The organism is Streptomyces sp. NPDC048172, from assembly GCF_043202595.1.
In the GTDB taxonomy this organism is placed as follows: Bacteria; Actinomycetota; Actinomycetes; order Streptomycetales; family Streptomycetaceae; genus Streptomyces.
Window position 1 is genome coordinate 165,078 of record NZ_JBIDAT010000013.1, and the last position, 24,251, is coordinate 189,328.

At 69.6% G+C, this 24,251-nt stretch carries 16 protein-coding genes; 6 read left to right on the forward strand and 10 right to left on the reverse strand.

Annotated features, from left to right (window positions below):
- The first annotated feature begins 192 nt into the window (after window positions 1–192).
- On the forward strand, window positions 193–1,470 hold the full coding sequence (locus ACGF3A_RS40285; protein WP_393735549.1) for a glycoside hydrolase family 1 protein: 1,278 nt from the start codon (window positions 193–195) through the stop codon (window positions 1,468–1,470).
- 10 nt (window positions 1,471–1,480) lie between these two features.
- Window positions 1,481–2,062, forward strand: coding sequence for a TetR/AcrR family transcriptional regulator (locus tag ACGF3A_RS40290; RefSeq protein ID WP_393735551.1), 582 nt, complete (start codon window positions 1,481–1,483; stop codon window positions 2,060–2,062).
- An 82-nt stretch (window positions 2,063–2,144) separates the two neighbouring features.
- On the opposite strand, the gene ACGF3A_RS40295 is transcribed toward ACGF3A_RS40290, so the two are convergent.
- Complete coding sequence (locus ACGF3A_RS40295; RefSeq protein ID WP_393735553.1) at window positions 2,145–4,421, reverse strand: glycoside hydrolase family 3 C-terminal domain-containing protein; 2,277 nt, start codon at window positions 4,419–4,421, stop codon at window positions 2,145–2,147.
- Between the two features lie 213 nt (window positions 4,422–4,634).
- Between ACGF3A_RS40295 and ACGF3A_RS40300 the strand changes: the two genes are divergently transcribed.
- Complete coding sequence (locus tag ACGF3A_RS40300; RefSeq protein ID WP_393735555.1) at window positions 4,635–5,531, forward strand: SGNH/GDSL hydrolase family protein; 897 nt, start codon at window positions 4,635–4,637, stop codon at window positions 5,529–5,531.
- On the opposite strand, the gene ACGF3A_RS40305 is transcribed toward ACGF3A_RS40300, so the two are convergent.
- Window positions 5,521–6,153, reverse strand: a complete 633-nt coding sequence (locus ACGF3A_RS40305; RefSeq protein ID WP_393735557.1) for a TetR/AcrR family transcriptional regulator — start codon at window positions 6,151–6,153, stop codon at window positions 5,521–5,523. The genes ACGF3A_RS40300 and ACGF3A_RS40305 overlap by 11 nt on opposite strands.
- A gap of 261 nt (window positions 6,154–6,414) precedes the next feature.
- Here ACGF3A_RS40305 and ACGF3A_RS40310 point away from each other — a divergent pair, with 261 nt between their 5' ends.
- The 3 genes from ACGF3A_RS40310 to ACGF3A_RS40320 are packed head-to-tail and all read left to right on the forward strand — an operon-like array spanning window position 6,415 to window position 10,042.
- Window positions 6,415–7,356, forward strand: a complete 942-nt coding sequence (locus ACGF3A_RS40310; RefSeq protein ID WP_393735559.1) for an ABC transporter permease — start codon at window positions 6,415–6,417, stop codon at window positions 7,354–7,356.
- On the forward strand, window positions 7,353–9,155 hold the full coding sequence (locus ACGF3A_RS40315) for a dipeptide/oligopeptide/nickel ABC transporter permease/ATP-binding protein (RefSeq protein ID WP_393735561.1): 1,803 nt from the start codon (window positions 7,353–7,355) through the stop codon (window positions 9,153–9,155). The genes ACGF3A_RS40310 and ACGF3A_RS40315 overlap by 4 nt, the downstream gene beginning before the upstream one ends.
- Window positions 9,152–10,042, forward strand: coding sequence for an ATP-binding cassette domain-containing protein (locus ACGF3A_RS40320; RefSeq protein ID WP_393735563.1), 891 nt, complete (start codon window positions 9,152–9,154; stop codon window positions 10,040–10,042). The genes ACGF3A_RS40315 and ACGF3A_RS40320 overlap by 4 nt, the downstream gene beginning before the upstream one ends.
- A 970-nt stretch (window positions 10,043–11,012) precedes the next feature.
- Here ACGF3A_RS40320 and ACGF3A_RS40325 read toward each other — a convergent pair.
- The 8 genes from ACGF3A_RS40325 to ACGF3A_RS40360 form a co-directional block, all read right to left on the reverse strand.
- Entirely contained in the window at window positions 11,013–12,044 is a 1,032-nt protein-coding gene (locus ACGF3A_RS40325; protein ID WP_393735565.1) for a DUF6907 domain-containing protein, read from the reverse strand.
- Window positions 12,045–12,253: 209 nt separating this feature from the next.
- A complete protein-coding gene (locus ACGF3A_RS40330; protein WP_393735567.1) occupies window positions 12,254–13,729 on the reverse strand; it encodes a CBS domain-containing protein in 1,476 nt (491 codons plus the stop codon).
- Window positions 13,730–14,046: 317 nt separating this feature from the next.
- Complete coding sequence (locus ACGF3A_RS40335; RefSeq protein WP_393735569.1) at window positions 14,047–15,624, reverse strand: protein kinase; 1,578 nt, start codon at window positions 15,622–15,624, stop codon at window positions 14,047–14,049.
- 186 nt (window positions 15,625–15,810) lie between these two features.
- Complete coding sequence (locus ACGF3A_RS40340) at window positions 15,811–19,017, reverse strand: type I restriction endonuclease subunit R (protein ID WP_393735571.1); 3,207 nt, start codon at window positions 19,015–19,017, stop codon at window positions 15,811–15,813.
- A 2-nt stretch (window positions 19,018–19,019) separates the two neighbouring features.
- Window positions 19,020–19,658, reverse strand: coding sequence for a DUF4276 family protein (locus ACGF3A_RS40345; RefSeq protein ID WP_393735573.1), 639 nt, complete (start codon window positions 19,656–19,658; stop codon window positions 19,020–19,022).
- Window positions 19,655–20,884 (reverse strand): AAA family ATPase, encoded by a 1,230-nt coding sequence (locus ACGF3A_RS40350; protein WP_393735575.1) that lies wholly within the window; start codon window positions 20,882–20,884, stop codon window positions 19,655–19,657. The genes ACGF3A_RS40345 and ACGF3A_RS40350 overlap by 4 nt, the downstream gene beginning before the upstream one ends.
- Window positions 20,881–22,176, reverse strand: coding sequence for a restriction endonuclease subunit S (locus tag ACGF3A_RS40355; RefSeq protein WP_393735577.1), 1,296 nt, complete (start codon window positions 22,174–22,176; stop codon window positions 20,881–20,883). The genes ACGF3A_RS40350 and ACGF3A_RS40355 overlap by 4 nt, the downstream gene beginning before the upstream one ends.
- Window positions 22,173–24,170 carry an N-6 DNA methylase gene (locus ACGF3A_RS40360; RefSeq protein WP_393735579.1) on the reverse strand — a complete coding sequence of 666 codons (1,998 nt, stop codon included), beginning with the start codon at window positions 24,168–24,170 and terminating at the stop codon, window positions 22,173–22,175. Before ACGF3A_RS40360 ends, ACGF3A_RS40355 begins: the two co-directional genes overlap by 4 nt.
- Between the last annotated feature and the right edge of the window lie 81 nt (window positions 24,171–24,251).

Here is a 24,251-nt window from a genome sequence, read left to right on the forward strand (position 1 = left end):
GGGGCATCCGGGCCGGCGTGTCAGGTGCGGCGTCGCGAATGCCCCTGGCCTGGCGCCGTCCCGGGTCGGCGGCCCCCGGCCGCCTCTTCCGCCCCGACCGGCGCCGTGTGTACGCTAACACGAAAACCGATCAATGAACGTTTTTTGTGTGGGGTCGACACCTGTACGGACCCCCACGAGAGGAGCACGCGCATGACGCCCCCGACCGGCCCCGAACTCGCCCTGCCCGACGGCTTCTTGATGGGAGCCTCGACCGCCGCCCATCAGGTCGAGGGGAACAACGTCGCCAGCGACATGTGGGCGCTGGAGCACGGTCCGGAGGGGATCGTCGAGGAGCCGAGCGGAGACGCGGCCGACAGCTTCCACCGCTGGCCCGAGGACATGGACCTGCTCAGTGAACTCGGCTTCAACGCCTACCGGTTCGGCATCGAGTGGGCCCGCGTCGAGCCGGAGCCCGGCCGGATCTCCCAGGCGGCCCTGGCGCACTACCGGGCCATGGTCCGCGGTGCGGTCGAGCGCGGTCTGACCCCCGTGGTGACGCTGCATCACTTCTCGTCCCCACGCTGGTTCAGCGAGCGTGGTGGCTGGCGCGAGCCCGACGCGCCGGACCTCTTCGCGGCCTACACCCGTACGGCGCTGGAGGCCGTGGGGACGGACGGCGGCCATGTGGCGACCATCAACGAGCCGAACATGATGGCGCTCATGTACACGCTGCGGCGCCTCGCCGCCGAACGCGGCCGGTCGGCCATGGACTCCGGGCGGCAGGACGGCGGAGCGGCGTTCGACGCGGCGACCGTGGAGCCCGACGCGCGGGTGACGGATGTGCTGATCGAGGCGCACCGCCGGTCGGCGGCGATCCTCGGGGACGCCGGGCTGCGGGCGGGCTGGACGGTCGCCAACCAGGTGTACCAGGCGGAGCCCGGCGCCGAGGAGATCGCCGCCGCTTGCGCCCGTCCGCGCGAGGACGTCTTCCTGGAAGCGGCCCGCGACGACGACTGGATCGGCGTCCAGGCGTACACCCGCCACCGGATCGGTGCGGACGGCCCGTTGCCGGTGCCCGAGGGCGCGGAGACCACGCTCACGGGCTGGGAGGTCTACCCCGAGGCCCTGGCCGAGGCCGTCCTGCACACGAGCGGGATCGTCGGGCCCCGGGTCCCGGTCATCGTCACGGAGAACGGCATCGCCACCGGCGACGACGCCCGGCGCATCGCCTACACGCGGCAGGCGCTGTCCGGGCTCGCCCGGGTGATGGAGCAGGGGGTGGATGTGCGCGGCTACTTCCACTGGAGCGCGCTCGACAACTACGAGTGGGGGAGCTACCGGCCCACGTTCGGGCTCATCGGCGTGGACCGCGCGACGTTCGCGCGCACGCCCAAGCCGTCGGCGCGCTGGCTCGGAGCGCTGGCCCGCAGCGGCCGTATCCCCGGGCCGTCGGCTCCGGCCCGGACCGTGGGCACGGCCGCACGTTAGGGTGGCGCGCATGGCGAAACGGGGCCCGTACGAAAAGGGCGAGGCCAAGCGCAAGGAGATCCTCCAGGCAGCCCTGGAGATCTTCGCCGCGGAGGGCTACCGCGGCACCTCCCTGCGCAAGGTGGCGGCGAAGTGCAACCTCAGCCTGCCCGGCCTGATGCACTACTTCGACTCCAAGGAGGACCTGCTCACGCAGGTCCTGCGGATGCGGGACGAGACCGCCGGGCTGCGGCACGAGCAGCGGACCAGTCCCGAGAGCTACCGGGAGATCATCCGCGAAGGAGCGAACACGCCGGGTCTCGTGGAGCTGTTCGTCTCCATGGCCGCCGCGGCCAGCGATCCCGGGCACCCGGCGCACTCCCACTTCGCGGACCGGTACCCGGTGATGCGGGAGAGGGTCGCGGCCTTCCTCCGGCACCGGATGGACGAGGGGGCGGTGCGCCAGGACATCCCGCCCGAGCGGCTGGCCGCCCTGCTCATCGCGGTGGTCGACGGCATCCAGCTCCAGTGGCTGGTGGACCGGACCGTCGACATGCAGCAGCCCGTGGACGATGCCCTGGCTCTGCTCGCCCCGGTCGAATCCGGTACCTGAACGAGACGGGGGCCGGGGAGCGATGCGCATCGCTCCCCGGCCCCCGCTGTGCCGGTGCGCCGTCCTCACCGGCCGTCATGTCTCACTCGGCCGCCCGCGCCGAGAGGTCCCGCACGTCCTGGGAGGTCACCGGGCTCTGCGGGAACTCGGAGATGACGTCGAGCGGCATGCCCGCCAGGAACCTCCGCATCGCCGGATCGTCGAGAGCGCCACCGCCCGTCGTGCCGCGCCCGCGTGCGAACGCCTCCTTCAGCAGCGGCCCGCCCACGGGGTGGGCGAGCCACTCGGCGAGCGAGTTGCGCCCGTCCAGCGGCAGGGCCGATGGGTCCCCGTCCACCTCGACGGCCTCGGACAGCCGGATGTCCCGGGACGAGGCGCCGACGTCGACGCGGTAGGTGCCGCCCTCGACCCGCCAGCCCTCCTCGCGCACGCTGTAGCAGGCCAGGTCGGCGCGCTCGACGACGATCGTCACGGTGCGCTGCTCGCCCGGGGCGAGGTCGACGCAGGTGAACCCCCGCAGTTCGCGTACGGGCCGCGCGACGAGCGAGGCGTCCGGGCCGTGCGCGTACACCTGGACGACCTCGCGGCCCGTACGGGTACCCGTGTTGGTGACCGTGACGGACACGCGCAGGGCTGTACGGCCGTCCGACCAGGTCACCGCGAGATCGTCGTAGTGGAACGTGGTGTAGGTCAGGCCGTGCCCGAAGGGGAAGGCGACCGGGGTGCGGCGCGCGTCGTAGCCCCGGTATCCGACGAACACTCCTTCGCCGTACCGGACATGGCCCTCCTCGCCGGGGAAGGAGAGGTGGGACGGTACGTCCTCCAGGCGGACCGGGAGCGTTTCGGTGAGCCTGCCGCCCGGGGCGGTCTCGCCGAACAGGACGCGGGCCAGCGCGCTTCCTCCGGCCTGTCCGAGGAGCCAGCCCTCCAGCAGGGCGGGAACCCGTTCGTGCCAGGGTGCCGTGCGGACCGCGCCCCCGTTGGACAGCACCACCACGACGTCGCGCCGGGCGGCGACGACGCGGTCGAGGAGGGCGAGTTGGGCTGCGGGAAGGTCGATGTGGTCACGGTCGAACCCCTCTGACTCGTCCCGCGCCGGGAGCCCGAGGAACAGTACGACCGTGTCGCTCCCGGCGGCGAGGCGCGCGGCGTCATCCGCCAGCTGTTCGGCGGACACCTCCGCTTCGGGGCCGTCCGGCAGGGCGTACCCGGGAGCGAAGCGCACGGTGGCGCCCGTCGCGTGCCGCCGGATCTCGTCGAGGGGGATCTCCAGGCGGGTGGGGGTGACCTGGGAACTGCCCCCGCCCTGGAACCGTGGTGTGCGGGCGAGTTCGCCGATCACGGCGATGGCGCCGGTCGCGCGGTCCAGCGGCAGCAGTCCGCGCTCGTTCTTGAGGAGGACGATGGACCGTTCGGCCGCCTCGCGCGCGAGTTCGTGGTGGGTGCCGAACAGTGTCGTGTCGGCCGCAGGGGCGGGGCGGGCGTCCGCCGCCGTGGCCCGGCGGGCGAAACGCGTCAGCCGCCCGACGGCCCTGTCGAGGATGTCCGTGGACAGCGTGCCGCTCTCCAGGGCGGCGACGACCTCGCGGTCGGTACGGCCGCCGGTGCCGGGCATCTGCAGGTCGAGCCCGGCGCGCAGCGCCGCCACCCGGTCGCGTACGGCTCCCCAGTCCGACATCACCACACCGTCGAAACCCCACTCGTCGCGCAGGACCGAGGTGAGCAGCCGCTCGTTCTCGGACAGCGGCACACCGTTCACCCCGTTGTACGAGGCCATCACCGACCACGGCCGCTCCCGCCGCACGATCCGCTCGAAGGCGCGCAGATAGATCTCGCGCAGCGCCCGTTCGTCGATGTCGGCGCTGACCCGCATACGGTCGGTCTCCTGGTTGTTCGCCGCGTAGTGCTTGAGGGCCGCGCCGACCCCCGCCCGCTGGAGCCCGCGCACCATGGCGCCGCCCAGCTCGGCGCTGAGGAAGGGGTCTTCGGAGAAGTACTCGAAGTTGCGGCCGCACAGCGGCGACCGCTTGACGTTGATGCCCGGACCGAGCACGACGTGCACGCCGAACGCCCGCGCCTCGGCGGCCAAAGCACTCGCCACGCGCTCGGCGAGTGCGGGGTCCCAGCTGCTGCCCAGCGCCACCGCGGGCGGGAAACAGGTGGCGGGGGCCGCGCTGCGCAGATCGGTCTGCCCTCCGTCCCCGGCCTCCTTGGGCAGCCGCAGCCCGTGCGGGCCGTCGGACATGCGCACGGCCGGGACGCCGGGTGCCCGAGCGGTGACGAAGTCGCCGTCGCCGCTGGTCAGTGACGCCTTCTGCTGCGTGGAGAGGGCCAAGTCGTCGGTGTGCTCTTCGGTCATCGCGCCCTGTCCTGGTCGGTGTGGGTCAGTGTTCCAAAACCGTAGAGTGATCGGTTTTGGCCGTCAAGGGTCGTGGCGCGTGGCCAGGGGGTCGGCGGTTGCGGATTCTCCGCCGATGCGTTGACGACTAGAAACCAGACACTCTACGGTTTTCGCGATGCGCGGCCGACGGGTGCCGCGCCGCTCTCGGTCCCTGGAGATAGGGGTACGGCAATGACGGTGCATCACTCACCCGCCCGGTCCACGCGGCGGCGTCCTGTCGCTACGCGGGCGGCGCTGGCCGGAGCCCTCGCCATGGTGCTCGCCGCCGCGCTCGCGCCCCCGGCCCAGGCGCGCGCCGGGAAGGGGCCCGTGCGCTACGTGGCCCTGGGGGACTCCTACAGCTCCGGCCCCGGCATCCCCGACGAAGCGGATGTCAACTGTGGCCGCTCGAACCGCAACTACCCGTCCCTGGTGGCCCAGGCGCTGGGCGCCGCCTCGTTCACCGACGTGACCTGCGCGGGTGCGGAGACCCGGCACATGGCGGAGCGGCAGGATTCGGCCCCGCCCCAACTGGACGCCCTGCGGCCCGACACCACGCTGGTCACGCTCGGCATCGGCGGCAACGACCTCGGCCTGACCGGCGTCATCGCCCGGTGCGTCCTGGTCGCCGGTCTCGACCCCGGCGGTGCCCCCTGCAAGGCGAGCTACACGCTCCTCGGGTCGGACGGCATCGGCAGCCGCATCAACGCCACCGCTCCCAAGGTCGAAGCGGTCCTCAAGGAGATCCATGCGCGCTCGCCCCGGGCCAGAGTGCTGCTCGTCGGCTACCCCGCGATCGTCCCCGGCGACGGCACCGTCTGCCGGGACCTCATCCCCTTCGCCACCGGTGACTTCGCCTGGTTCGGGGAGAAGGAGGAGCAGCTCAACTCCATGCTCGCGCAGCAGGCCAACGTCTACGACGCCACCTACGTCGACCTCTACGGTCCCTCTCTGGGGCATGACGCCTGCAAGCCGGAGGGAACCAGGTGGATCGAGCCCGCGACCACCGAGGCCGCCGCGGGCTTCCACCCGAACGCGGCCGGCCATGAGAGCGCGGCTGCCGAGGTACGGGCCGCCCTCACCCCGTGACGGGGCCGTCCTCGATGTCGAGGCGCAGGCCGTGGGCGGCGAGGAAGTCGACCACGCGCCTGCGCATCGGCACCGCGTCGGGCTCCAGGGCCCACTGCGTCTGCAGCCCGTCCATGAGGGCGAGCAACTGCTGTGCCACGACATCCGGATCGGCTGTCACGGGTGGCGCGGCCTCGGCGAACACGGTGCGCAGCAGTGCGGCGATCTCGCGGCGCAGCACCCGGTAGCGGGCGACGAAGTAGTCGTGCGCCGGGTGGCCGGGGGTGGCGGCCTCCGCCGCCACCAGCGTGTACAGGCCCACGAGCCCCGGCGTGCGGCTGTTGCGCTCCGCCAGATCCACGATGCGCCGCAGCTGTACGGCCGGGGGCACCGCCTCGCCGGGCTGGAGCATTCCCGGGAACAGGTGGGCGGCGTCCTCACGGTCCCGGCGCGCCAGCACCTCCAGGAGCAGAGCCTCCTTCCCCGGGTAGTGGTGGAGCAGCCCCGCGTGGGTCATGCCGGCGTGCGCGGCGATCTCGCGCAGCGACACCGCGTTGAACCCGGAGAGGGCGAACAGCTCACTCGCGGCATCCAGGATGCGGGCGCGGGTCCGCTCGCCCTTGGTTGCGTGCTGCCGACTCAACCGAGCCTCCTCAAAAGGGAATTCGGGCCGGTCGCACAGTGTCGAGGACGCCCATGGAGACGCCGAACCTACCAAGTGGTCAAAAAAATGCGCAAGAAACCTACCGCCTGGTTAAGAACGGGGGTAGCGTCGCTCGCACCCACCGCCCCCGACGGCGGTCCTCCCCCGCCCCGCCGCCTGCCGGATCCGCGCCCCGCGCGTACGAGCGGCCCCGCGCGGCACGTTCCGGCCCACCGGCCGCCGGACCTGGACACCGAGACCATGCTGACCTTCATCGCCCGAAGAATCGCGGCGGGAGTCGTCCTCCTGCTCGTCATCTCCTTCCTCTCCTACCTCCTGCTCTCCATCCCGACCATCGACGTCGGGCGCCAACTCCTCGGCCAGGGCGCGGCACAGTCCGCGGTCGACGCCAAGAACACCTCGCTCGGCCTGGACCGCTCCGTCCTGGCCCAGTACACGGACTGGCTGACGCACGCCGTGCGCGGAGACTTCGGTACGTCCTGGTTCACCAGCGAGGACGTCACCCAGGCCCTGGCCAACCGGATGCCCGTCACCATCAGCCTGGTCCTCGGCGTCACGCTGGTGACGGCCGTCGTCTCCCTCCTGCTGGGCGTGTGGGCCGGAGTGCGGCGCGGCGCCGTCGACCGTGCCGTCCAGGTCCTCGCCGTCGCCGGATACGCGCTCCCGGGATTCCTGGTGACCCTGATCCTCGTCCTGGTCTTCGCGGTCCGCCTCAACTGGTTCCCCGCCATCGGATACACCTCGTTCGGCGAATCGCCCGGCGGCTGGCTGTCCACCATCGCGCTGCCGGTGCTCTCACTGTCCGTGGCATCGGTGGCAGGCGTCTCCCAGCAGGTGCGCGGCGCCGTCATCGACGTACTGCGCCAGGACTACGTACGTACGCTGCGGGCCCGCGGCCTGGGCGGCGGCCGGATCGTGTTCAAGCACGTGCTGCGCAACGCGTCCGCGCCCGCCCTGTCGCTGCTCGGCATGCAGTTCGTCGGCCTGCTCGGCGGGGCGGTGCTCGTCGAGCAGATCTTCGGCCTGCCCGGCATCGGCAGCATGACCGTCACGTACACCACCCGCGGCGACATCCCCGTGATCATGGCGCTCGTCATGTTCACCGTCACCGGTGTCGTACTGATCAACCTCGCCGTCGACCTCCTGATCGGCTGGCTCAACCCGAAGGCACGCGTGGAATGAGCGAGAACCCATCGGCCACCCAGGCGCCGGACGGATCCACGACGACCCGACGCGGCGGACTCTTCCACCGCGTCCTGCGCAACCCGCTCGGGGCCGTGTCCCTGACCCTGCTGGCGCTCCTCGTCGCCGCGGTCCTCCTGGCGCCGCTCCTCGCGCCCCAGGGCCCGACCGCCGCGGCACTCGGCGACGCCCTCGCGGACCCGAGCGCCGCACACCCGCTCGGTACGGACTCCGCGGGGCGCGACATCCTGGCCCGCATCCTGTACGGAGGCCGCAACACCCTCGGCGGAGCGCTCGTCGCGCTGGGCATCGCCCTGCTCCTCGGAGTCCCCGCCGGCCTGTACGCGGGCTACCGCGCGGGCCGGTTCGACTCGGTCGCCACCTGGATCGTCAACCTGGTCATGGCGCTGCCCGCCATGGTCGTGCTGCTCGCCTCGCGCGCCATCCTCGGCCCCAACGTGTGGGTCCTGATGATCGTCCTCGGTGTCCTGGTCGCCCCCAGCTTCTTCCGCCTCGTCCGCGGCATCGTCGCCCACGTCCGCGGCGAGCTGTACGTCGACGCCGCCCGCATCTCCGGCCTCTCCGACGCGCGCATCGTGGCCCGGCACATCCTGATCGTCGTCCGCGGACCCGTGGTCATCCAGACCGCGCTCGTCGGCGGTATCGCCATCGGCCTGCAGGCCGGTCTGGAGTTCCTGGGCGTGGGCAGCGGCTCCACACCCACCTGGGGCGCCATGCTCAACGAGGCGTTCCAGAACATCCAGCTCCAGCCGGTCCTGCTGCTGTGGCCCGGCATCGCCCTGGGCGTCACCAGCGGCGCCCTCGTCCTCCTCGCGAGCGCCCTGCGCGACGCGCTGGAGGACCGCACGGGTTCCGAAACGCCGCGCCCCCGTCGCCTCCGCCGCCCCCGCCGAGCGGCCGCGCCGACACCGTCCACCAGCGTCGACGGTGACGACGACCGCGCCGCACTGCTGTCCGTCCGCGACCTCGCCGTCTCCTACACCCAGCCCGACGGCACCGGGAAGGAAGTCGTGCACCGCGTCGACCTCGACGTCCGGCCGGGAGAAATCGTCGGCCTGGTGGGGGAGTCGGGCTCGGGCAAGACCCAGACGGCGTTCTCCGTTCTGGGCATCCTGCCCGAGGGCGGACGCGTCAGCCGCGGCAGCGTCCTCATCGACGGCCGCGAGGCGGCCGGACTGCCCGAGCGCGCCCACCGTGCCCTGCGCGGCACCACGATCGCGTACGTACCGCAGGAACCCATGAGCAACCTCGACCCGGCCTTCACCATCGGCAGCCAACTGACCGAACCCATGCGCCACGTCCTCGGACTGTCCCGCAAAGAGGCCGCCGGCCGGGCGCTCGACCTGCTGAGGCGGGTGGAGATCCCCGACCCGGAGCAAGTGACGCGCCGCTACCCCCACGAGATCTCAGGAGGCATGGCCCAGCGCGTCCTCATCGCCGGCGCCATGTCCTGCGACCCGAAGCTGCTCATCGCCGACGAACCCACCACCGCGCTCGACGTCCGCGTCCAGGCCGAGATCCTCGACCTGCTACGCCGCCTCCAGGAGGAGCGCGACCTCGGCGTCCTGCTCGTCACCCACAACCTCGGAGTCGTCGCCGACCTGTGCGACCGCGTCGCCGTGATGAACACCGGCCGCATCGTGGAGACCGGCGCCACCCACGACGTACTCACCGACCCCAGCGACCCCTACACCCGTACGCTGCTCTCCGCGGTCATGGACGACACTCCCGCACGCCCGGCATGGCAGCCCCGCGAGACGAGGAACGACGCCACATGACATCCGACCGCACCTCCGCGCCCGCACCGCCCCTCCTCGCCTGCCGTGACCTACGGGTCTCCTTCCCCGGCAAGGGCTGGCGCGCCCCGCGCACGGAAGTCCTCAAGGGCGTGGACCTCGACATCCGGCCCGGCGAGACCCTCGGCCTCGTCGGCGAGTCGGGCTCCGGCAAGACCACGATCGGCCGGGCGATCCTCGGACTCGTCCCGCCGGCCTCCGGCACCATCACGTTCGACGGCGAACGCATCGACACCGCCGACCGGGCCCGCCGCAGGCAACTCAGCCGCGACCTGCAGGTGATCTTCCAGGACCCCTACACGTCCCTCAACCCCGCGCTCACGATCGGCGACACCCTCGCCGAGCCGCTCGTCACCCAGGGCATCGGCACACGCGTGGCCCGTGACCGGGTGCGCGTCCTGCTGGAACGGGTGCACCTGCCGACGGACGCCGCCGACCGGCTGCCGCGGGAGTTCTCCGGCGGCCAACGCCAACGGGTCGCCATCGCACGGGCGTTGGCCCTCGATCCCCGGCTCGTGGTGTGCGACGAGCCGGTCTCCGCCCTCGACCTGACCACCCAGCGGACCGTCCTGGACCTCCTCCTGGAGATCCAGGACACCACGGGGGTGGCCTACCTCTTCGTCTCCCACGACCTGTCCGTGATCCGCCACATGAGCCACCGTGTCGCGGTCATCCACCGCGGCGAGATCGTCGAGACCGGCGACGCCGACCCCCTCACCCGCGCCCCCAGCCACCCGTACACCCAGTCCCTCCTGCTCGCGGCCCCGGTCGCCGACGTCAACGAGCAGCGGGAGCGCAGAGCACGCCGGGCCGGGGCAGCGGCACATGCCTGGTGCCCCGCTTCTCAAACGACACGGCTCAGCCCCTGACCAGACCAGCAGGTCCGACCAAGGGCAGCGTGCCGTGCATGACAGGAGGGTTGTGTCATGCCGAAGTCACTGTTCGCGCGGGCTCCGCGCGGTGAGGACGAGGAGCGTGGAATTCGGCGGCTGGCCGGTGCCCGGCATGCTCCGAGCGGAGAAGCCATTCCGTTCGGTGTGATCTCGCGAGAGTCCGGAACGGCGACTTCTCCGCCCTCGCGGCCATCCTCATATGTCACCGCAGACTCGCCACATGAAATGGCGTCCAGCGCCGGTAGCGCTCTCGCCGATCACCGATGGGCGCGGCGGGTGCACCACGCGGGTGGGCGGCGTGGATCCTCGCCCGGACCCGACCCGCCTACCGGTGCAGGCACGGCAACTCCAGCGCCACCCCACCCGCGCCCAACCATCCCACCAACGCGTACGTCCGCGAGGACCACGTCCTGCCGCACCCGCCCGCCCTGCTCCTGATGCTCTCGGCAGGCCCACCTCGCTCGCACGCGGACGCGGCGGAACAGCTCCGGGGCACTGGGCTCTCACTGACATTCGATCCGGGGGCCAGGACCCTGACCACGGACACCCCGCAGAAGGAGAGGATCGCTATCGGCTGACGGGACACGAGGCTCGGCCCCGAGCGACACCACACGTGCTCCCCGAGGCGTCCTCCGGAACGACGAACACCCGCGCCCGACCGGGAGGCGGAGGCGGGTGCCGGTTCCGCGTGCCCGTGAAACGAGCGACGCGGGGGAAAAGTGTGTCCGAGGGGTGTATCGAGCCATGCGCACGACGTCCCGCCGCTGGTGGCGGGGGTGCTACGGCTCCCGTGACGCGGGCTGCTCGGTGTCGCAGCGGTCACGCCACCCAGCGCAGGCACGTGGGACTTGGAGCACGGCCCTTCTGGTGCTTCCGGATGGTCAGGTGCCGGCCCCGCACCAGGGGCCGACTCCTGCTTCGTTGTTGATCGGTCAGCGATCCGCGCTCAGGCGGCGGCCGCAACGACCAGCGGAGTTGGCGCGCCGGGTGGGCGACCAACTGGGACGAATTCTCCTCCGTCCTTCGCCACCAGTTCCTCCTGAACCTCGTGCACTTCGGCGAGCAGATGCGCGATCCGCTCCTCGCGTCCGAGCCGGGTGAGGTTGCACGGAAGGCTCACCCAGACCGGCCCGCCTTGTTGTGTGTCGCCCACGGCGTAGCCGCAGAAGCCGGGGGCCGAGTCGTCGGTCTCCACGATCCTCGCGCCGCAGTAGTCCACCAGCTCTTGGCAGGTGGGGACGGTCCCGGGCGGTGGCGCGTACTCGGCTCCCTGGGCGAGGAAATCGCTGAGCTGTGCGCGGAGTTCGTCGGCCTCGGCGAAGGTGAGCGCCACATGGCGCCAGCCCTTCGGACCGCCGACGGTCAGATCGATCTGCGGCAGCGGCGCGCACGGCATGTGGCTCATGCCGATCTCCAGCGTCTCGGGCTCGACCCCGTCCTTGGTCCTGGTCAGGGGTTGCAGTTCCAGCTTGGTGACCTGCTCGTGCGCCGCGTGGAAGTAGTCCCGCAGCAGCCCCGTCAGGGAGTGTGGCTCCTCCTCCCGGTACTGGCACCACGGCGGGCACGGAGCGACGAGCTCCAACGCGTGTACGGGCGTGGGATAGTGGTTGACCGACTCGGGGACGCCGCCCCGGACCACGGCGTCGAAGCGGTGCCGCAGGCCGCGCAGCCGCAGGGCGAAATGTTCGAGGCCGCTGCACAGTTCGCCGAGCGCCGCGCTGTCGACCTGCGCGGTGCCGTCCGGGGTGGACAGCCAGATACGGGGCGCGTCACCCCGGGCCTGCTCGTCGTGGCCGAGCCCGATACGTACGGACAGGACCGGGCCGTCGGTCCCCGGGTCGGCCCCGTCCGGGGCACGCAGCTCCACAGGGGTGCTGACGTGACTGCCGGTGGCCTCGGCGGCGCTCTCGCGAACGCACCAGCTCGGGCACTCAGGCTCGGCTGGCGACAGGGCGGTCAGAACAGCAGTACGGGACATGATCTCTCCTCGTGCTCGAAGTTGCCTTACCCCAGGGAGTTTTCGCGCCCGCCCCACTGGCACGCATCTAAACTCGGAAGGCTCCCATATCCCCTGGCCATCTCGTCCAGCCTGTGGGCCCTCGACGCGCCTGCGGCCTCGCCGACTCCGCCGCGCCGCCGACCGCGCGCAGCCGCCTCGGCCTCGACAGAGACCTCTGCCTTCCCCTCTCAGACCACCAACTGAAGCAGCCGGAGAAGCTGCCGGGTGGCCTCGACCGCTTCGCTCTCGGCCTCGGGCGCGTCGACGTCCCAGTGAGCGACGTTGTCCCGGAACACCTTCACGACGTCCAAGCGGTTCAGGAAGGTCTGCTGGTCAAAAGGCCAACGGAGCCGCTTCCACAGGTCCGAGTCCTGGAACACATACCGGTACTCGCCGAGCGTGACCTGCCCCTTCTTCTCCAGGATGTTCCTGGTGCGGGCAGGAAGGTCTCCCCGCTCGAAGCGATTGAGCGTGAGACGCAGGCGGAGCTCCACCTCCTCCAGGAGCGTGAAGGGCTCGACACGGAGCTTGAGCTGGTCCGCGATGTCCGAGGCGGTGAGCACGCCCGTGACAACGTGATCTGCGTCGATGATGACAAGGAAGCCATGCTGCTGCAGGTCCTGGATACGGGAGAAGAGTTCCTCGTGTTCACGAGCGGTTGGGGGGTTGTGGTCGGCGACCTCCGCGACGGTCCGACCCCGCTCGGCCAGTCTGGCGCGAGCGATGGACTTCCAGGTGACAACCCCTCGGACGCGGCCGTTGCGGTCAACAACAGGGAGCTGGGAGAAGTCGGACTCAACCATGTGGAGATGGGCGAGACCTAGATCATCGTCCACTGTGATCGTTGTGACATCGCGAGCGAACGGCAAGGTGCCGATCCGCCAGCCGAAGTCCCGGACGGGAGACGGCTTCCGGGAACCAACCGCCGAGGAGGAGTGGCCGATGGGCGCAGGGTCTGTGCTGACCGACTCCGCTGCATCATCGGAGCCCTCGGTGACCGCGGAGACGGTGACAAGGTCGTCCAGACGGACAGAGTTGAAGTGGGGTTCGACGATGAGGCCCCGGGCGGCGAGCTCCTGATCGACGAGTGCAGTGACACCGGTCGTGCGCCGGGACCACCCCCACAATCCGATGAGGTCGCGAGGGGTGAGCTGCCGGGTTCCGGCCTCGGCGATGTCTGCTTCCAGGGCGGCAGGGTCCGCCGGCGGCTCGACAGCACCGGTGTATCCGGGATCATGGCCTTGCTCGACGAGAGCGGTGATGCGGGCTGCGGCATCGCGGCGTGTGAGTTCGCTGATGGTCAGGAAGGCACCCATGCTGTCGCGCAGGTCGCCCTTGATTGCCGCACGGTCCACGTCACGCACCAACCAGTCGGTCTTCCGCACATGCCGATAGCCCACGGGCTGATCGCTCCGGTATTCGTACGGGCCGGCGAGCCGCCCGATCGCGACGATCTGCTGGAACTTGCGAGGCATGACGACAAGGTCCCCGACGTCCATCGTTCGGAAGCGCCACAATTGGTGCTTCCAGTTGGTCAGGGTCGCAGGAGACTCGTCGGGATAGACCGCCTCAAGCAGCCCGCCAAGGTCTGCGATCGATGCGCAGGAAGTCAGGTCGCCGAGCTCTTCCCAGCCCGCGATCACAAGCCCACGGTCGAGCGCCATGGCTTCTCGCTCTCCCCGCCGCCCGCCACGTATCGTCCATGCGCGCATGATGCACCCGTCTCTTCAGGAACCGACAACCGGACTCAGACAGCACAAGAGCGCCAACGTGTGATGTCGACCTGCCTCCGGACTCCATCGCGGGTCAGCTACGCCGCTGAAGGGCTCGACGTCAGGGAAGTGCCGCCCATGTGCACGACGTCGCCCCTCATCGGCAGGACCCTGATGCTGTCATGAGCCGTCCATGCCTATCGGCAGCGTAGACGCCCGTGACGCGATGTCGACAAGGATGCATTGCTGTCCGGAATCTGCGATGCACCTCACCCCTCGCCATCACCCAGCGCCAGGCGGATGCGGGCGACATCGGCTTCCAGGTCGAGGGTTTCCTCGTGGGCCGGGCCCAGGACGAGGTGCATGTCCTCCAACAGCGGGTCCAGGACGTCCAAGGCCTCGGGGAGGCGTTGTTGGGCGGCGAGGAGGCTGCCGATACCGCGGCGGAGTTCGAGAGCCTCGATGCTCGCATCGCTGTCCACGGTGCGGACCAGGTCCAGCACGTCCTGGAGTTCCTGGAGGGCGCGGGCGGCCTGGCCCAGATTGGCGCGGGCGAAGGCGGCCTGGGCCCGGCAGAAGCGGGCGGACTCGCTGGTGGGGCCTTCGGTGCGGGCGAAGGCGGCGGCGAGAGCGTCGAACTCCGGGAGCGCCGCGCGTACGTCCCCGCTCAGGGAGAGGGAGATGGCGCGCTGCTGCCGCAGTTCCAGCACCTCGCGGTTCTCGGAGCCCAGAGCCTGAGCCGCGGGAGCGATCACCTCTTGCAGAACCTCGGCGGCCTGTGCGAAGCGCTCCTGGCCGATCAGTGTGTTCGCCTGGTCACGAGCGGACTTGAGGTCCTGCTGGAGCTGCTCGGGAATGGGCTGCGGTTTCGGGTCGACCAAGGTGGGGGTGGGCAGGGGCGCGGTCCGGGTGGGGCGGGGACGTGGGGCATACGGGTGGCGGAAGACTCTCGTCGGGTCCGGTGTGTCGGCCGGTCCCGTCTCGCCCGGCGTCGGTTCCTGACCGGCGGCGGGCAGGAAGGGGAGCAACCGCTCGTAGACCTCCTGGGCGTCGGCCGGCCGCTGCTCGGGGCTCTTGGCCAGCATCTGCAGCACGAGCTGTTCCAGCGCCTCCGGTACGTCGGCGCGGAGCCGGCGCAGAGGGGTGGGCTCGGCGCCGACCTGCATCTGCATGATGTCGAACTCGCTGGGACCGTCGAAGACTCGCTGCCCGGCGAGGAGTTCGTGCAGGACGCAGCCCAGGGCGTACAGGTCGGTCTGCGGGGTGATCTGGCCGGCCTGGATCTGCTCGGGCGCCATGTAGGGGTGGCTGCCCATCTGGCTGCCCGTCGCCGTCAGTTTGGTCACATCGGTGCGCAGGATCGCGGCGATGCCGAAGTCCAGCACCTTCACCGTGCCGTCGTCGGCGATGCGGATGTTGTCCGGCTTCAGGTCGCGGTGGACTGCCGGGATCACGTGAGCGTGGGACAGGACGGTGGCGACTTGGGCCGCGACCGAGGCCGCCCAGGTGAGGGGCAGCAGTCTGCCGGGCTGAATGTACGCGCGCAGGGACGCACCCTCGATGAGCTCCATGACGAGGAACAACCGCTCGTGCGCCGCGTCCAGTACGGCGTCGTACACCTGCGGCACTCCGGGGTGCTGGATGCGCGCCGTGATGCGGGCCTCGCGGCGGAAGCGCTGGGCCAGCTCCTCGGCGAACCGGGGATCCAACAGTCCCTCCGGGCGGATGCGCTTGAGCGCGACGGGGCGGTCGAGGACCGTGTCGAAGCCACGCTGGACGGCCCCCATCCCGCCCTCGCCGAGTTCGCCCTGGAGCTCGTAGCGCTCGGAGATCTGCTGTGTTGGCACTGTGTGGGTCCCCGCCCCTCATCCCGTTCCGTACGGATCGTGGTGCGCGTGCTCCCCAGGTCGCAGGCGATGGGAGCGCGGATACTTCAGTGTGGCCACTGCACTGATCATTCGTCCACCGGTTCCGCCAGTTGCGCTGGATAGGGGCCGGCGCTCTGGCCCGCGCTCCGGCCCCGGTCCGGCGGTTCAGGCCGCGTCGTCCAGTCCGGCGTCACGGCGGATCTGACGGAAGGCGGCACGGCGGGCCATCCGGTCGAGGCCGGAGCGGAAGTCGTCGTCCCGGCCGCGGTAGCGCTTGCCGATGTCGGCGGTGCGGCTGACGTGGGCCATCATCTTCCCCTGGAAGACCTTGTCGAAGACCACGCCGAAGTTGTCCTCCTCGTTGACCAGCGCAGCCTGACGCACCTTCGGTTCAGCCATCGCCTCCTCGTACGGGCGGATCAGATCCCGCTCGGTGAAGTCGGTCCCGAACCTGGCGTTGAACTTCTCGATCAGTTCGGACAGCGGGCTCTTGTCGGAGTCCTGTGCGCCGCCTCCAGCGCCGTCCGCGAAACCCTTGAGGGTGGCGGTGCCCTCCGGGCTCAGACTGAGGTCATGCTCGCCGGTCTTGTCGACCCGTACATGACTCATGTCCACCTCGCCGATGTCCACTGCGGCGTCCGTGCGCGGGCGCAGTCGGGTGGCGAGGTGCCGTCCGTACAGGTGCAGCCGCTCCAACTCCGTGTCCTGGTACTGGATGACCTGGGCGAGGAAGCCGTACTTGCGGACGTAGTCGGCGAGATCGGCGCGGAACTCCTCCGCCTTCTGCTGCTCATCCTGATCCTCGCTGTCGCGCAGCTTCTCGTAGCGCGCGACGGCCGGGGCCAGCAGCCGGTACAGCTCGGCGTGCAGCTTCTTCCACTTCGCGTCCGAGCCCGCCGCCTTCTCGTCTGCTTCGAAGTAGGCGGCGACGAACTCGTCCAGCTCGCGCTCGACCAGCACCGGCGCCTGCATCACCCGGCTCTGCGCCTGGTACAGCAGGTTCGGGTCGGTGGGCAGGGTGTCGGCTTCCTCGAAGAAGGGCTGGAAGGCGGCCTTGATGTCTTCCGCCTCATTGGAGAAGTCCAGGACCGCAAGGTCGTCCTGGGCCTTGCGATCGTGGGTGCGGTTGAGGCGGGAGAGGGTCTGGACGGCGGAAATGCCCGTCAGCTTCTTGTTCACGTACATGGTGGTGAGCAGCGGCTGGTCGAAGCCGGTCTGGTACTTCTCCGCCACCACCAGGATGCGGAACTCCTGCTTGCCGGGCCCGCCGGACCGGGCCGCCGCGTCGTCGGCCCGGGTGTACGCGAACGCCTTCGGCAGCGCGCTCTCCGAAAGCCCGCCGTTCTCCTTCGACTCCGTGGTCTCCTCACCGTCCACCTGGACCGTCCCGGAGAAGGCCGTCAGCACACCGAGGTCCGGGTACGTGGTGTCGTACCCCTGGTCCTTGATGTAGCTGCGGATCGCCCGCCCCATGCCCACCGCCGAAGGGCGGGACCCGGTGACCACCATGGCCTTCGCACGCCCGGCCAGCCGTCCGCGGGTGTGAGTGCGAAAGTGCTCGACGATGATCTGCGCCTGCTGCGAAACGGTCGAATCGTGGGTCAGGGCGAACCTGGCGAGCTGCGGGTTCGCCTTCTTCGGATCGACCTCCCTGTCCTTCGGGTTGCTGTTGTGCAGCTTCCAGTAGGTGTTGTACGTGACGTAGTTGCGCAGCGGATCGAGGATGAAGCCCTCCTCGATGGCCTGCCGCATCGAGTACGTGTGGAACGGCCGGTAGACCGCCTCCCCCTCCACGTCCTCCAGCGTGCCGAACAGCTCCAGCGTCTTGTGCTTGGGCGTCGCGGTGAAAGCGAAGTACGACAGGTTCCGCGCCTTTGAGCGCTCCAGCGCCTTCCTGCGAAGCTTCTCGTCCACCGGGACCTCGGCGGCGCCCTCGTCCTCGGTGTCCGCGTCCAGGCCGAGGTCCCGCAGGGCGGCCCGTACGGCGGTGGCGGCGTCGCCGGACTGCGAGGAATGCGCCTCGTCCACGATGATCGCGAAGCGGGTGCCCTGGATCTCCGTCGGGTTGCGCTTGAGGAAGTCCATCAAGGCCGGAAAGGAGTGCAGGGTGACCGTGACGATCTTCCCGGTGTCGCGGGACAGGGCGCGGGCGAGCTGGGCGCTCTTCGCCCCGTGCTTCTCGTCTACGGCCACGACCAGGCCCTCGGTCTGGGAGAAGCTGCCCACGGTCGCGCGGAGCTGCGAGTCCAGGTTCCGGCGGTCCGTGATCACGATGACCTTGTCGAAGACCGGGGCGCCGGGCCGGAGCCCGGCGGCGAGGGCTTCCGGGTCGAGCGCGGCCGGGTCGGCGGAAGCGTGCAGATCGCTCAGGCGGTGCGCGAGCCAGGCGATGGTGTTCGACTTCCCGGAGCCGGCGGACGCATTGACCAGATAGTTGTGGCCCGCGCCGTGCTTCGCGACATGCGCGGTGAGCTTGGTGACCGCGTCCCACTGGTGGAATCGGGGGAAGAGCACGGAGCGCGTGGTGCGCCCGGTCGAGGTCTTCTCGGTCTTCTGGTGCACGAACCGGTGCAGGAGGTCGAGCCAGGTGTCCGGCTGCCAGATCCGGTCCCAGAGATACGACGTCGAGTAGGTGCCGGGCTCCGTCGGGTCCGGGTTCCCCTTGCCGCCGGGGCGGCCGGGACCTGCCGACCCGGTGTTGAACGGCAGGAAGCGGGTGTTCTTGCCACGCAGTTGCGTGGTGAGGAAGACCAGGTCCGGGTCGACGGCGAAGTTCGCGAGGGAGCGGTGCTTGAAGATCAGCTCGGTGGGGTCGCGGTCCGTACGGTACTGGTGCTTGGCCTGCTCGACGCCCTGGCCGGTGAGCGGATTCTTCAACTCGGCAGTGGCCACGGGGATGCCGTTGACGAACAGCGTCAGGTCGAGGGCGTGGCCCGCGTCGGCCTGCTTGGTCGCGTAGCGCAGCTCGCGGACAACAGTGAGGCGGTTCTTGCGGTAATTCGCGAGGACGGACTCATCGGGGACCAGGTTCGGTTTGAAGTATGCGAGCCGGATGTGCACACCGCGGTCCTTGACCCCCCGGCGGAGGACCTGGAGGAGACCCTCGGCCTGAATCGCCTGGTCCAGCCGGCGGGCGAAACCGCGCTGCGCCTCGTTCGCCCCGCCGTAGGCGGCCTTGAGCCGCTCCCACTCCTGGTTCTGGGTCCTACCGATGAAGGTGTACAGCTCGTTGGTGTCCAGACCGAGGTCGGCCTGATAGTCCGCGGGCAGCGCCTCGTGCCAGCGCAGCTCGTCGGCCTTGAGTGGTTCGCCGGGCTTGGTCAGGGCGGCGACTATGGCGTTTCCGAAAGCTTTCTCGTCGTGCGCGGGCATGGCTACTTCCCCCTCGTACCGGTCTTACCAGTGATCAGGAATTCGATGTCGCGGCAGAACTTGCGGAACGACGGCGAGTGGGCGCGCGCCAGCTCCAGGTCGAAGACCTGGGCGAGCGGCGCCTGATCCGCGACGGGCTTGTACGGGCTGCCATCGGTGCGGTGGAGGGTGAGCCAGCCCTTGCAGTCGCGGGGGCGTTCGCTGTCCTCGGGTGCGGTCAGGCCGTCCGGCATCCCTGCGGCGCCCCCGAGCGAGGGCGCGGCGGCGAGGAACCACGCTTCGAACTCGCGGTTGGCGAGCACGACGGCGGTACGGACGTCCGGGCGGGCCCGCTCGGCGCGGCGCAGCAGGGCAGGGCCGAGAGAGGCCGGGCAGTCGTCGTCCGCGTCGATCAGGATGAGGACGCCGCCACCACTTTCGGTGTGCGCGCCAGACAGGCGGCGGGCTTGGGCCTCGACGGCACGCTCGACTCCGCCGTTCGCGAGGAGACTGCCCCGGCCCATACGGAAGGGCGGGCGGATGTCGGCGTCCCAGATCTCCCGCGCGTACAGCAGGCGGCGCAGCAGCACGGGCAACGCCCGCATCTCGCCCTCGCCTTCGACGACTGAGGCCAGCGTGAGACGTTCCCCCGGGCCGGTCATGCCGCGTCTCCGGGAGCGTTGCCGGATGATGGGGTGCTGGGCTCGGGGTGGAGCTGGTCCGAACGCATCAGCTCCCCGACGGTCGCAAGCCCGTCCCGGACGATCGAGCGGCTCACCTCGTCCGCCGGCCCGATGGTCGTGAGCCCGTCGACCGCCTCGACCATGCGGATGGCGGAGAGATCGGCCTCGTCCCGGTCCAGCAGCTCCCCGCTCTGCGTCGTCACCAGCACCTGGAGCCCGGACTCGGCTGCCTCCGTCAGCGCGTCGTACAGCGCCCCGGCAGCGCGCGGGTGCAGCGCCAACTCCGGCTCCTCGACCGCGAGGAGCGAGATCCGGCCGTCCCGGGCAGGCGGCTGGTACAGCGCCGCGAGCAGTCCGATGGCGCGGATCGTCCCCTCGGACATCGACTCGGCCCGGAACTCGCGCGGCGCGCCATCGGGGCCGGTGTCGAGGGCGATACGGGCGGCGAGGTAGTCCCCGGTGAGCGGGGTCGAGGACACCTCGGTGAGGCGCGGGACGATCGCGGACGCGTAGTCCGACACGCGCCGGCGGTGGGCGGGAGCAAGGCGTGCGAGAACGGCGCCGAGGTCGCGGCCGTCCTCGGCGAGGGCATCGGTACCGGGATCGGGGCGGGCGTCGCGGAGGGTGGCCAGGTCGGGCTCGTAGAAGAACATCGAGGTGAGGGCGGTGTGCAGGCGGGCGTAGGGCTCACTCACGCTGAGGAGGGGGAGGTACAGGCTTCCCGGGCGGAGCCGGCCGCCTGCGGTCCGGCTGTCGGCGGGGTCGGTGGCGACGCCGTCCTCGACGGTGAAGTGGGCGTCGGGGGACGCGTCTTCGAGGCCGAGCTCGGCGTGTTCCCGGGCGACGCGGACGCGGAGGGAAGCGGCGGGTGCATCGGGCCGGGCCAGGGTGAGCGAGTAGTGCGCGCGCCAGGGTGGGTCCTCGGGGCCCGGGCCGGGGATGCGCAGGTCCACGGCGATGCTGCACGTGTCGGTCGGCTGCGGCACGCGCCGCAGCACGTTGTCCAACCCGCCCCGGGAGGCGACCGCTTCGGCGGGACCGTCACGCAGGGCGTCGCGGAGGAAGTGGAGCGCGTCCAGGAAGTTGGACTTTCCGGCCGCGTTAAGGCCGAGGAGAACGGTGAACGGGCTGAGGGTTACGTCGCATCGGGCGATCGACTTGTAGTCCTCGACCCGGACGCGGGTGAGGAGGGGGGCGGCGTTCATGCGAGATCAACCCCTCGCCCGGACGCGGAAGATACGTCGAACTGGCCGGTGACGGCGGCGGTGATGAGCGCTTGGCGGCGCTCGGCAAGCTTGGCCAGTTGCAAATTCATCGCACCCTCAAGGCGGCGCTGTAGCAGTTTCTCTTTCTCCAATTCATTCGCAATTGCCTCTTGTGTGGCATCCGGTGGGCAAGGGACGTGAAGGCTCGCCACCTGACTCTCGCTAATCGAGGGAACGGGCCCCGGGTTAACTAGCTGTCCCATGTCCAAGAAGGAGAGAAGATTCGCCCAGTATCGCGGGTCACCACGCCTGAAGACAATAGCCCTCACATTGTCGTCGATCACGCTACAGCGCGTGGTGATTCGCCGCCGGTTAAGTAGCAGGGCTGCCCCCACGCGAGCATAAAGAACCGCCCCTGGCGGTACGATGCGTGCACCTAGTTCAGCAGCTACTGCACGGCTCACCCAATTCTTCGCTTGACCGAGGTGATTCGAGCCGTCGGCTAGCTCAAAGTCGCCCACCTTGATGAATGGGTAGTCTCCTGCCTCAGCCCCTTGGAAGCTGTGCGGGAACGTCGTTCCCGCAATGAAGCGTGAGACGTGACTGATGCGAGGTGTACCCCAAGCACGGGGGACTTCACCGATCCATCCGATAGTCTGGGTGAGTTGTGGAGCCTCACGGGTTCCGGTAACCAGGTTACGGCGGATCGCCCGGAATCTCTTGCCCAGTAGGAACGCTTGCTTCTGCCTCAGTCTGACCATTTGATCAATACGGGCAGTCTCGGTGTCTAGGAAGTCGGCGATACGGCGCTGCTCCTCCAAAGGGGGGACAGCGATGAGGAAGTTACTCAATTCTTCCTTGGTGACATGGACCATGCCGATCATCCCGCTCGTCAGTTCCCGCTCGATACGGTGAGTAGCGGCGCTCAGCGCCCAGTAGAGCCAATTTCTGTCGCAATTTCGAGCGGTAACCTTGAAGATGTGCTGGTTTAGGAAATACAGTCCAGGTGTATCCCATCTGAATGGGCCGAAGGAGGTCCCCGGGTTTCCAGACCAAGAGAAGAGGAGGTCACCTTCTGTGACATGATGCCGATCGGCAATGCTGATCGTTGAATGATTGAAGTCCTGGGATCCATTGAGGTTCTCAATCCGAATGATTGGCGTACCCTCAGCCGACCAATCCTGACTACTGAAGACATAGCCGTTCGACAGTTCTGCCAAGTACTTGAGGGGAGTTTTTACCCAGGGTTCAGTGGGAGTGCGGGGCGGGTACACGATAGTTGAGTTCGTCACTCCGTCACCTCCCCCAACAGCGCCTGAATCTCCGACTCCAGCGCCTTCAACTCCGCGTCGATCTCCGCCAGCGGCCTCGGCGGCTCGTACACATAGAAGTGCCGCGTCAGCGGAATCTCGTACCCCACCTTCGTCTTGCTGTGATCGATCCACGCGTCCGGTACGTGCGGCAGGACCTCCCGCCGGAGGTACTCCTTCACGTCCTCGTCCAGCGGCACGTTCTCGAAGTCCCGCAATTCCGGATCGGGTTCCTTCTCCCCCTTCACCCTCTGGACCTCGCCCTCCGGATCGCGCACTCCCACCGCGTCCCGCAGCGCCTTGTTGAACGGCGCCCCCGTCGGCCACAGCCCTCCCGCGTCAACGACCGCGCCCTGCATCGCGAGCCAGGCGGCGTCCTTCGTCTCCCACCGCTTCCCGAGCAGCGTCTTCAGCGCCCCGACGAACGCCTCCGCCCGCTCACCGCCCAGCTTCTCCACCGGCTTTGCCGCGCCCAGCGCCGCCAGCGCGTCCTCCGTCACCTCGAAGTGCAGCTTCAGCGGCCGTTCCACAGTGATGCGCCGGTATCCGAAGTCGTCGTTGCGGAAGACCTTCACCTTGCCGTGCAGCGGGTGTTCCGCATCCCCCGCCGCCTCCAGTGCGTCGCCGTACAGCCGGGTGATCTCCTTGATCTGCGGGTCGGAGATGAACTTCCGCTTGTCGCCGAGCGACTTGCGCATCTTCTCCCACTGGTCGCGGGCGTCCAGCAGGACGACTTTCCCTCGGTGGTCGGCGTCCTTCCGGTTCGTCACGATCCAGAAGTACGTGGAGATACCGGTGTTGTAGAAGAGCTGGTCCGGGAGGGCGACGACGGCCTCCAGCCAGTCGTTGTCGATGATCCATCTGCGGATCTCGGACTCGCCCGAGCCCGCCGCGCCCGTGAAGAGCGGGGAGCCGTTGAAGACGATCCCGACCCGGGAACCGCCCTTCCCGTCCGCGGTCACCGGCTTCATCTTGGAGATCATGTGCTGGAGGAAGAGCAGCGAGCCGTCGTTGATACGGGGCAGACCCGCGCCGAAGCGGCCGGAGTAGCCAAGGCGTTCGTGCTCGTCCGTCACATCCTCCTTGACCTTCTTCCACTCCACGCCGAACGGTGGGTTGGCCAGGAGGTAGTCGAACGAAGCGCGCGCGTGGCCGTCGTTGGAGAAGGAGTTCCCGGCCGCGATGTGCTCCGGGTTCTGGTCTTTGATCATGAGGTCGGAGCGGCAGATCGCCCAGGACTCCGGGTTCAGCTCCTGCCCGTACACCTCGACCGTCGCGTCCGGGTTCAGCGCGGTGATGTGCTCCTCGGCGGCGCTCAGCATGCCGCCCGTGCCGCACGCCGGGTCCATGACGGTACGGATCGCAGCCCCCGTACTCAGCGCGTCGCCGTCCGGGGCGACGAGGAGGTTCACCATGAGCTTGATGACCTCGCGCGGGGTGAAGTGCTCACCCGCGGTCTCGTTCGACTGCTCGGCGAAGCGGCGGATCAGTTCCTCGAAGATGTAGCCCATGTTGTGGTTGGACACCACTTCGGGCCGCAGGTCGAGATCGGTGAACTTGCCGATGACCTGGTAGAGGAGAGAAGCGGTGTCCAGCCGCTGGATCTGGTTCGCGAAGTCGTACTTCTCCAGGACCTCCCGGGCGTTGGGGGAGAAACGCGCAACGTAGTGCTGGAGGTTGGCAGCCGCGCTCTGCGGGTCACCGGCGATCTTCTTCAGGGTGAGAGCGCTGGTGTTGTAGAAGGAGTACCCCGAGGCTTCCTGGAGGAAGAAACTGGCATCGAAGCCCTCGGTCCCGTGTTCCGCCGCGGCCTCGACGACCGCCGCGCGCGTCGGCTCCAGGACGCACTCCAGCCGTCGCAGCACCGTGAACGGCAGGATGACCTTTCCGTAGTCGGACTGCTTGTAGTCGCCGCGCAGAAGGTCGGCGACTGACCAGGCGTGGTTCGCCAGCTCGGTGTGCTTGCTGCTGTTCACGGGTGTCTCGGCTCTCTTTCCAGGCTCTCTGGGTTCCGAGTCCGCCGACGCACGGTGAGGGCGGGCGGGGTTCCAGTGTGG

What these genes read in the sequence shown, in the direction of transcription:
- ACGF3A_RS40320 (WP_393735563.1), top strand. Translation starts at nt 9,152, where the DNA reads ATGACATCCGACCGCACCTCCGCGCCCGCACCGCCCCTCCTCGCCTGC.
- ACGF3A_RS40290 (WP_393735551.1), top strand. Translation starts at nt 1,481, where the DNA reads ATGGCGAAACGGGGCCCGTACGAAAAGGGCGAGGCCAAGCGCAAGGAG.
- ACGF3A_RS40300 (WP_393735555.1), top strand. Translation starts at nt 4,635, where the DNA reads ATGACGGTGCATCACTCACCCGCCCGGTCCACGCGGCGGCGTCCTGTC.
- ACGF3A_RS40340 (WP_393735571.1), bottom strand. Translation starts at nt 19,017, where the DNA reads ATGCCCGCGCACGACGAGAAAGCTTTCGGAAACGCCATAGTCGCCGCC.
- ACGF3A_RS40345 (WP_393735573.1), bottom strand. Translation starts at nt 19,658, where the DNA reads ATGACCGGCCCGGGGGAACGTCTCACGCTGGCCTCAGTCGTCGAAGGC.
- ACGF3A_RS40285 (WP_393735549.1), top strand. Translation starts at nt 193, where the DNA reads ATGACGCCCCCGACCGGCCCCGAACTCGCCCTGCCCGACGGCTTCTTG.
- ACGF3A_RS40310 (WP_393735559.1), top strand. Translation starts at nt 6,415, where the DNA reads ATGCTGACCTTCATCGCCCGAAGAATCGCGGCGGGAGTCGTCCTCCTG.
- ACGF3A_RS40325 (WP_393735565.1), bottom strand. Translation starts at nt 12,044, where the DNA reads ATGTCCCGTACTGCTGTTCTGACCGCCCTGTCGCCAGCCGAGCCTGAG.
- ACGF3A_RS40350 (WP_393735575.1), bottom strand. Translation starts at nt 20,884, where the DNA reads ATGAACGCCGCCCCCCTCCTCACCCGCGTCCGGGTCGAGGACTACAAG.
- ACGF3A_RS40330 (WP_393735567.1), bottom strand. Translation starts at nt 13,729, where the DNA reads ATGGCGCTCGACCGTGGGCTTGTGATCGCGGGCTGGGAAGAGCTCGGC.
- ACGF3A_RS40295 (WP_393735553.1), bottom strand. Translation starts at nt 4,421, where the DNA reads ATGACCGAAGAGCACACCGACGACTTGGCCCTCTCCACGCAGCAGAAG.
- ACGF3A_RS40315 (WP_393735561.1), top strand. Translation starts at nt 7,353, where the DNA reads ATGAGCGAGAACCCATCGGCCACCCAGGCGCCGGACGGATCCACGACG.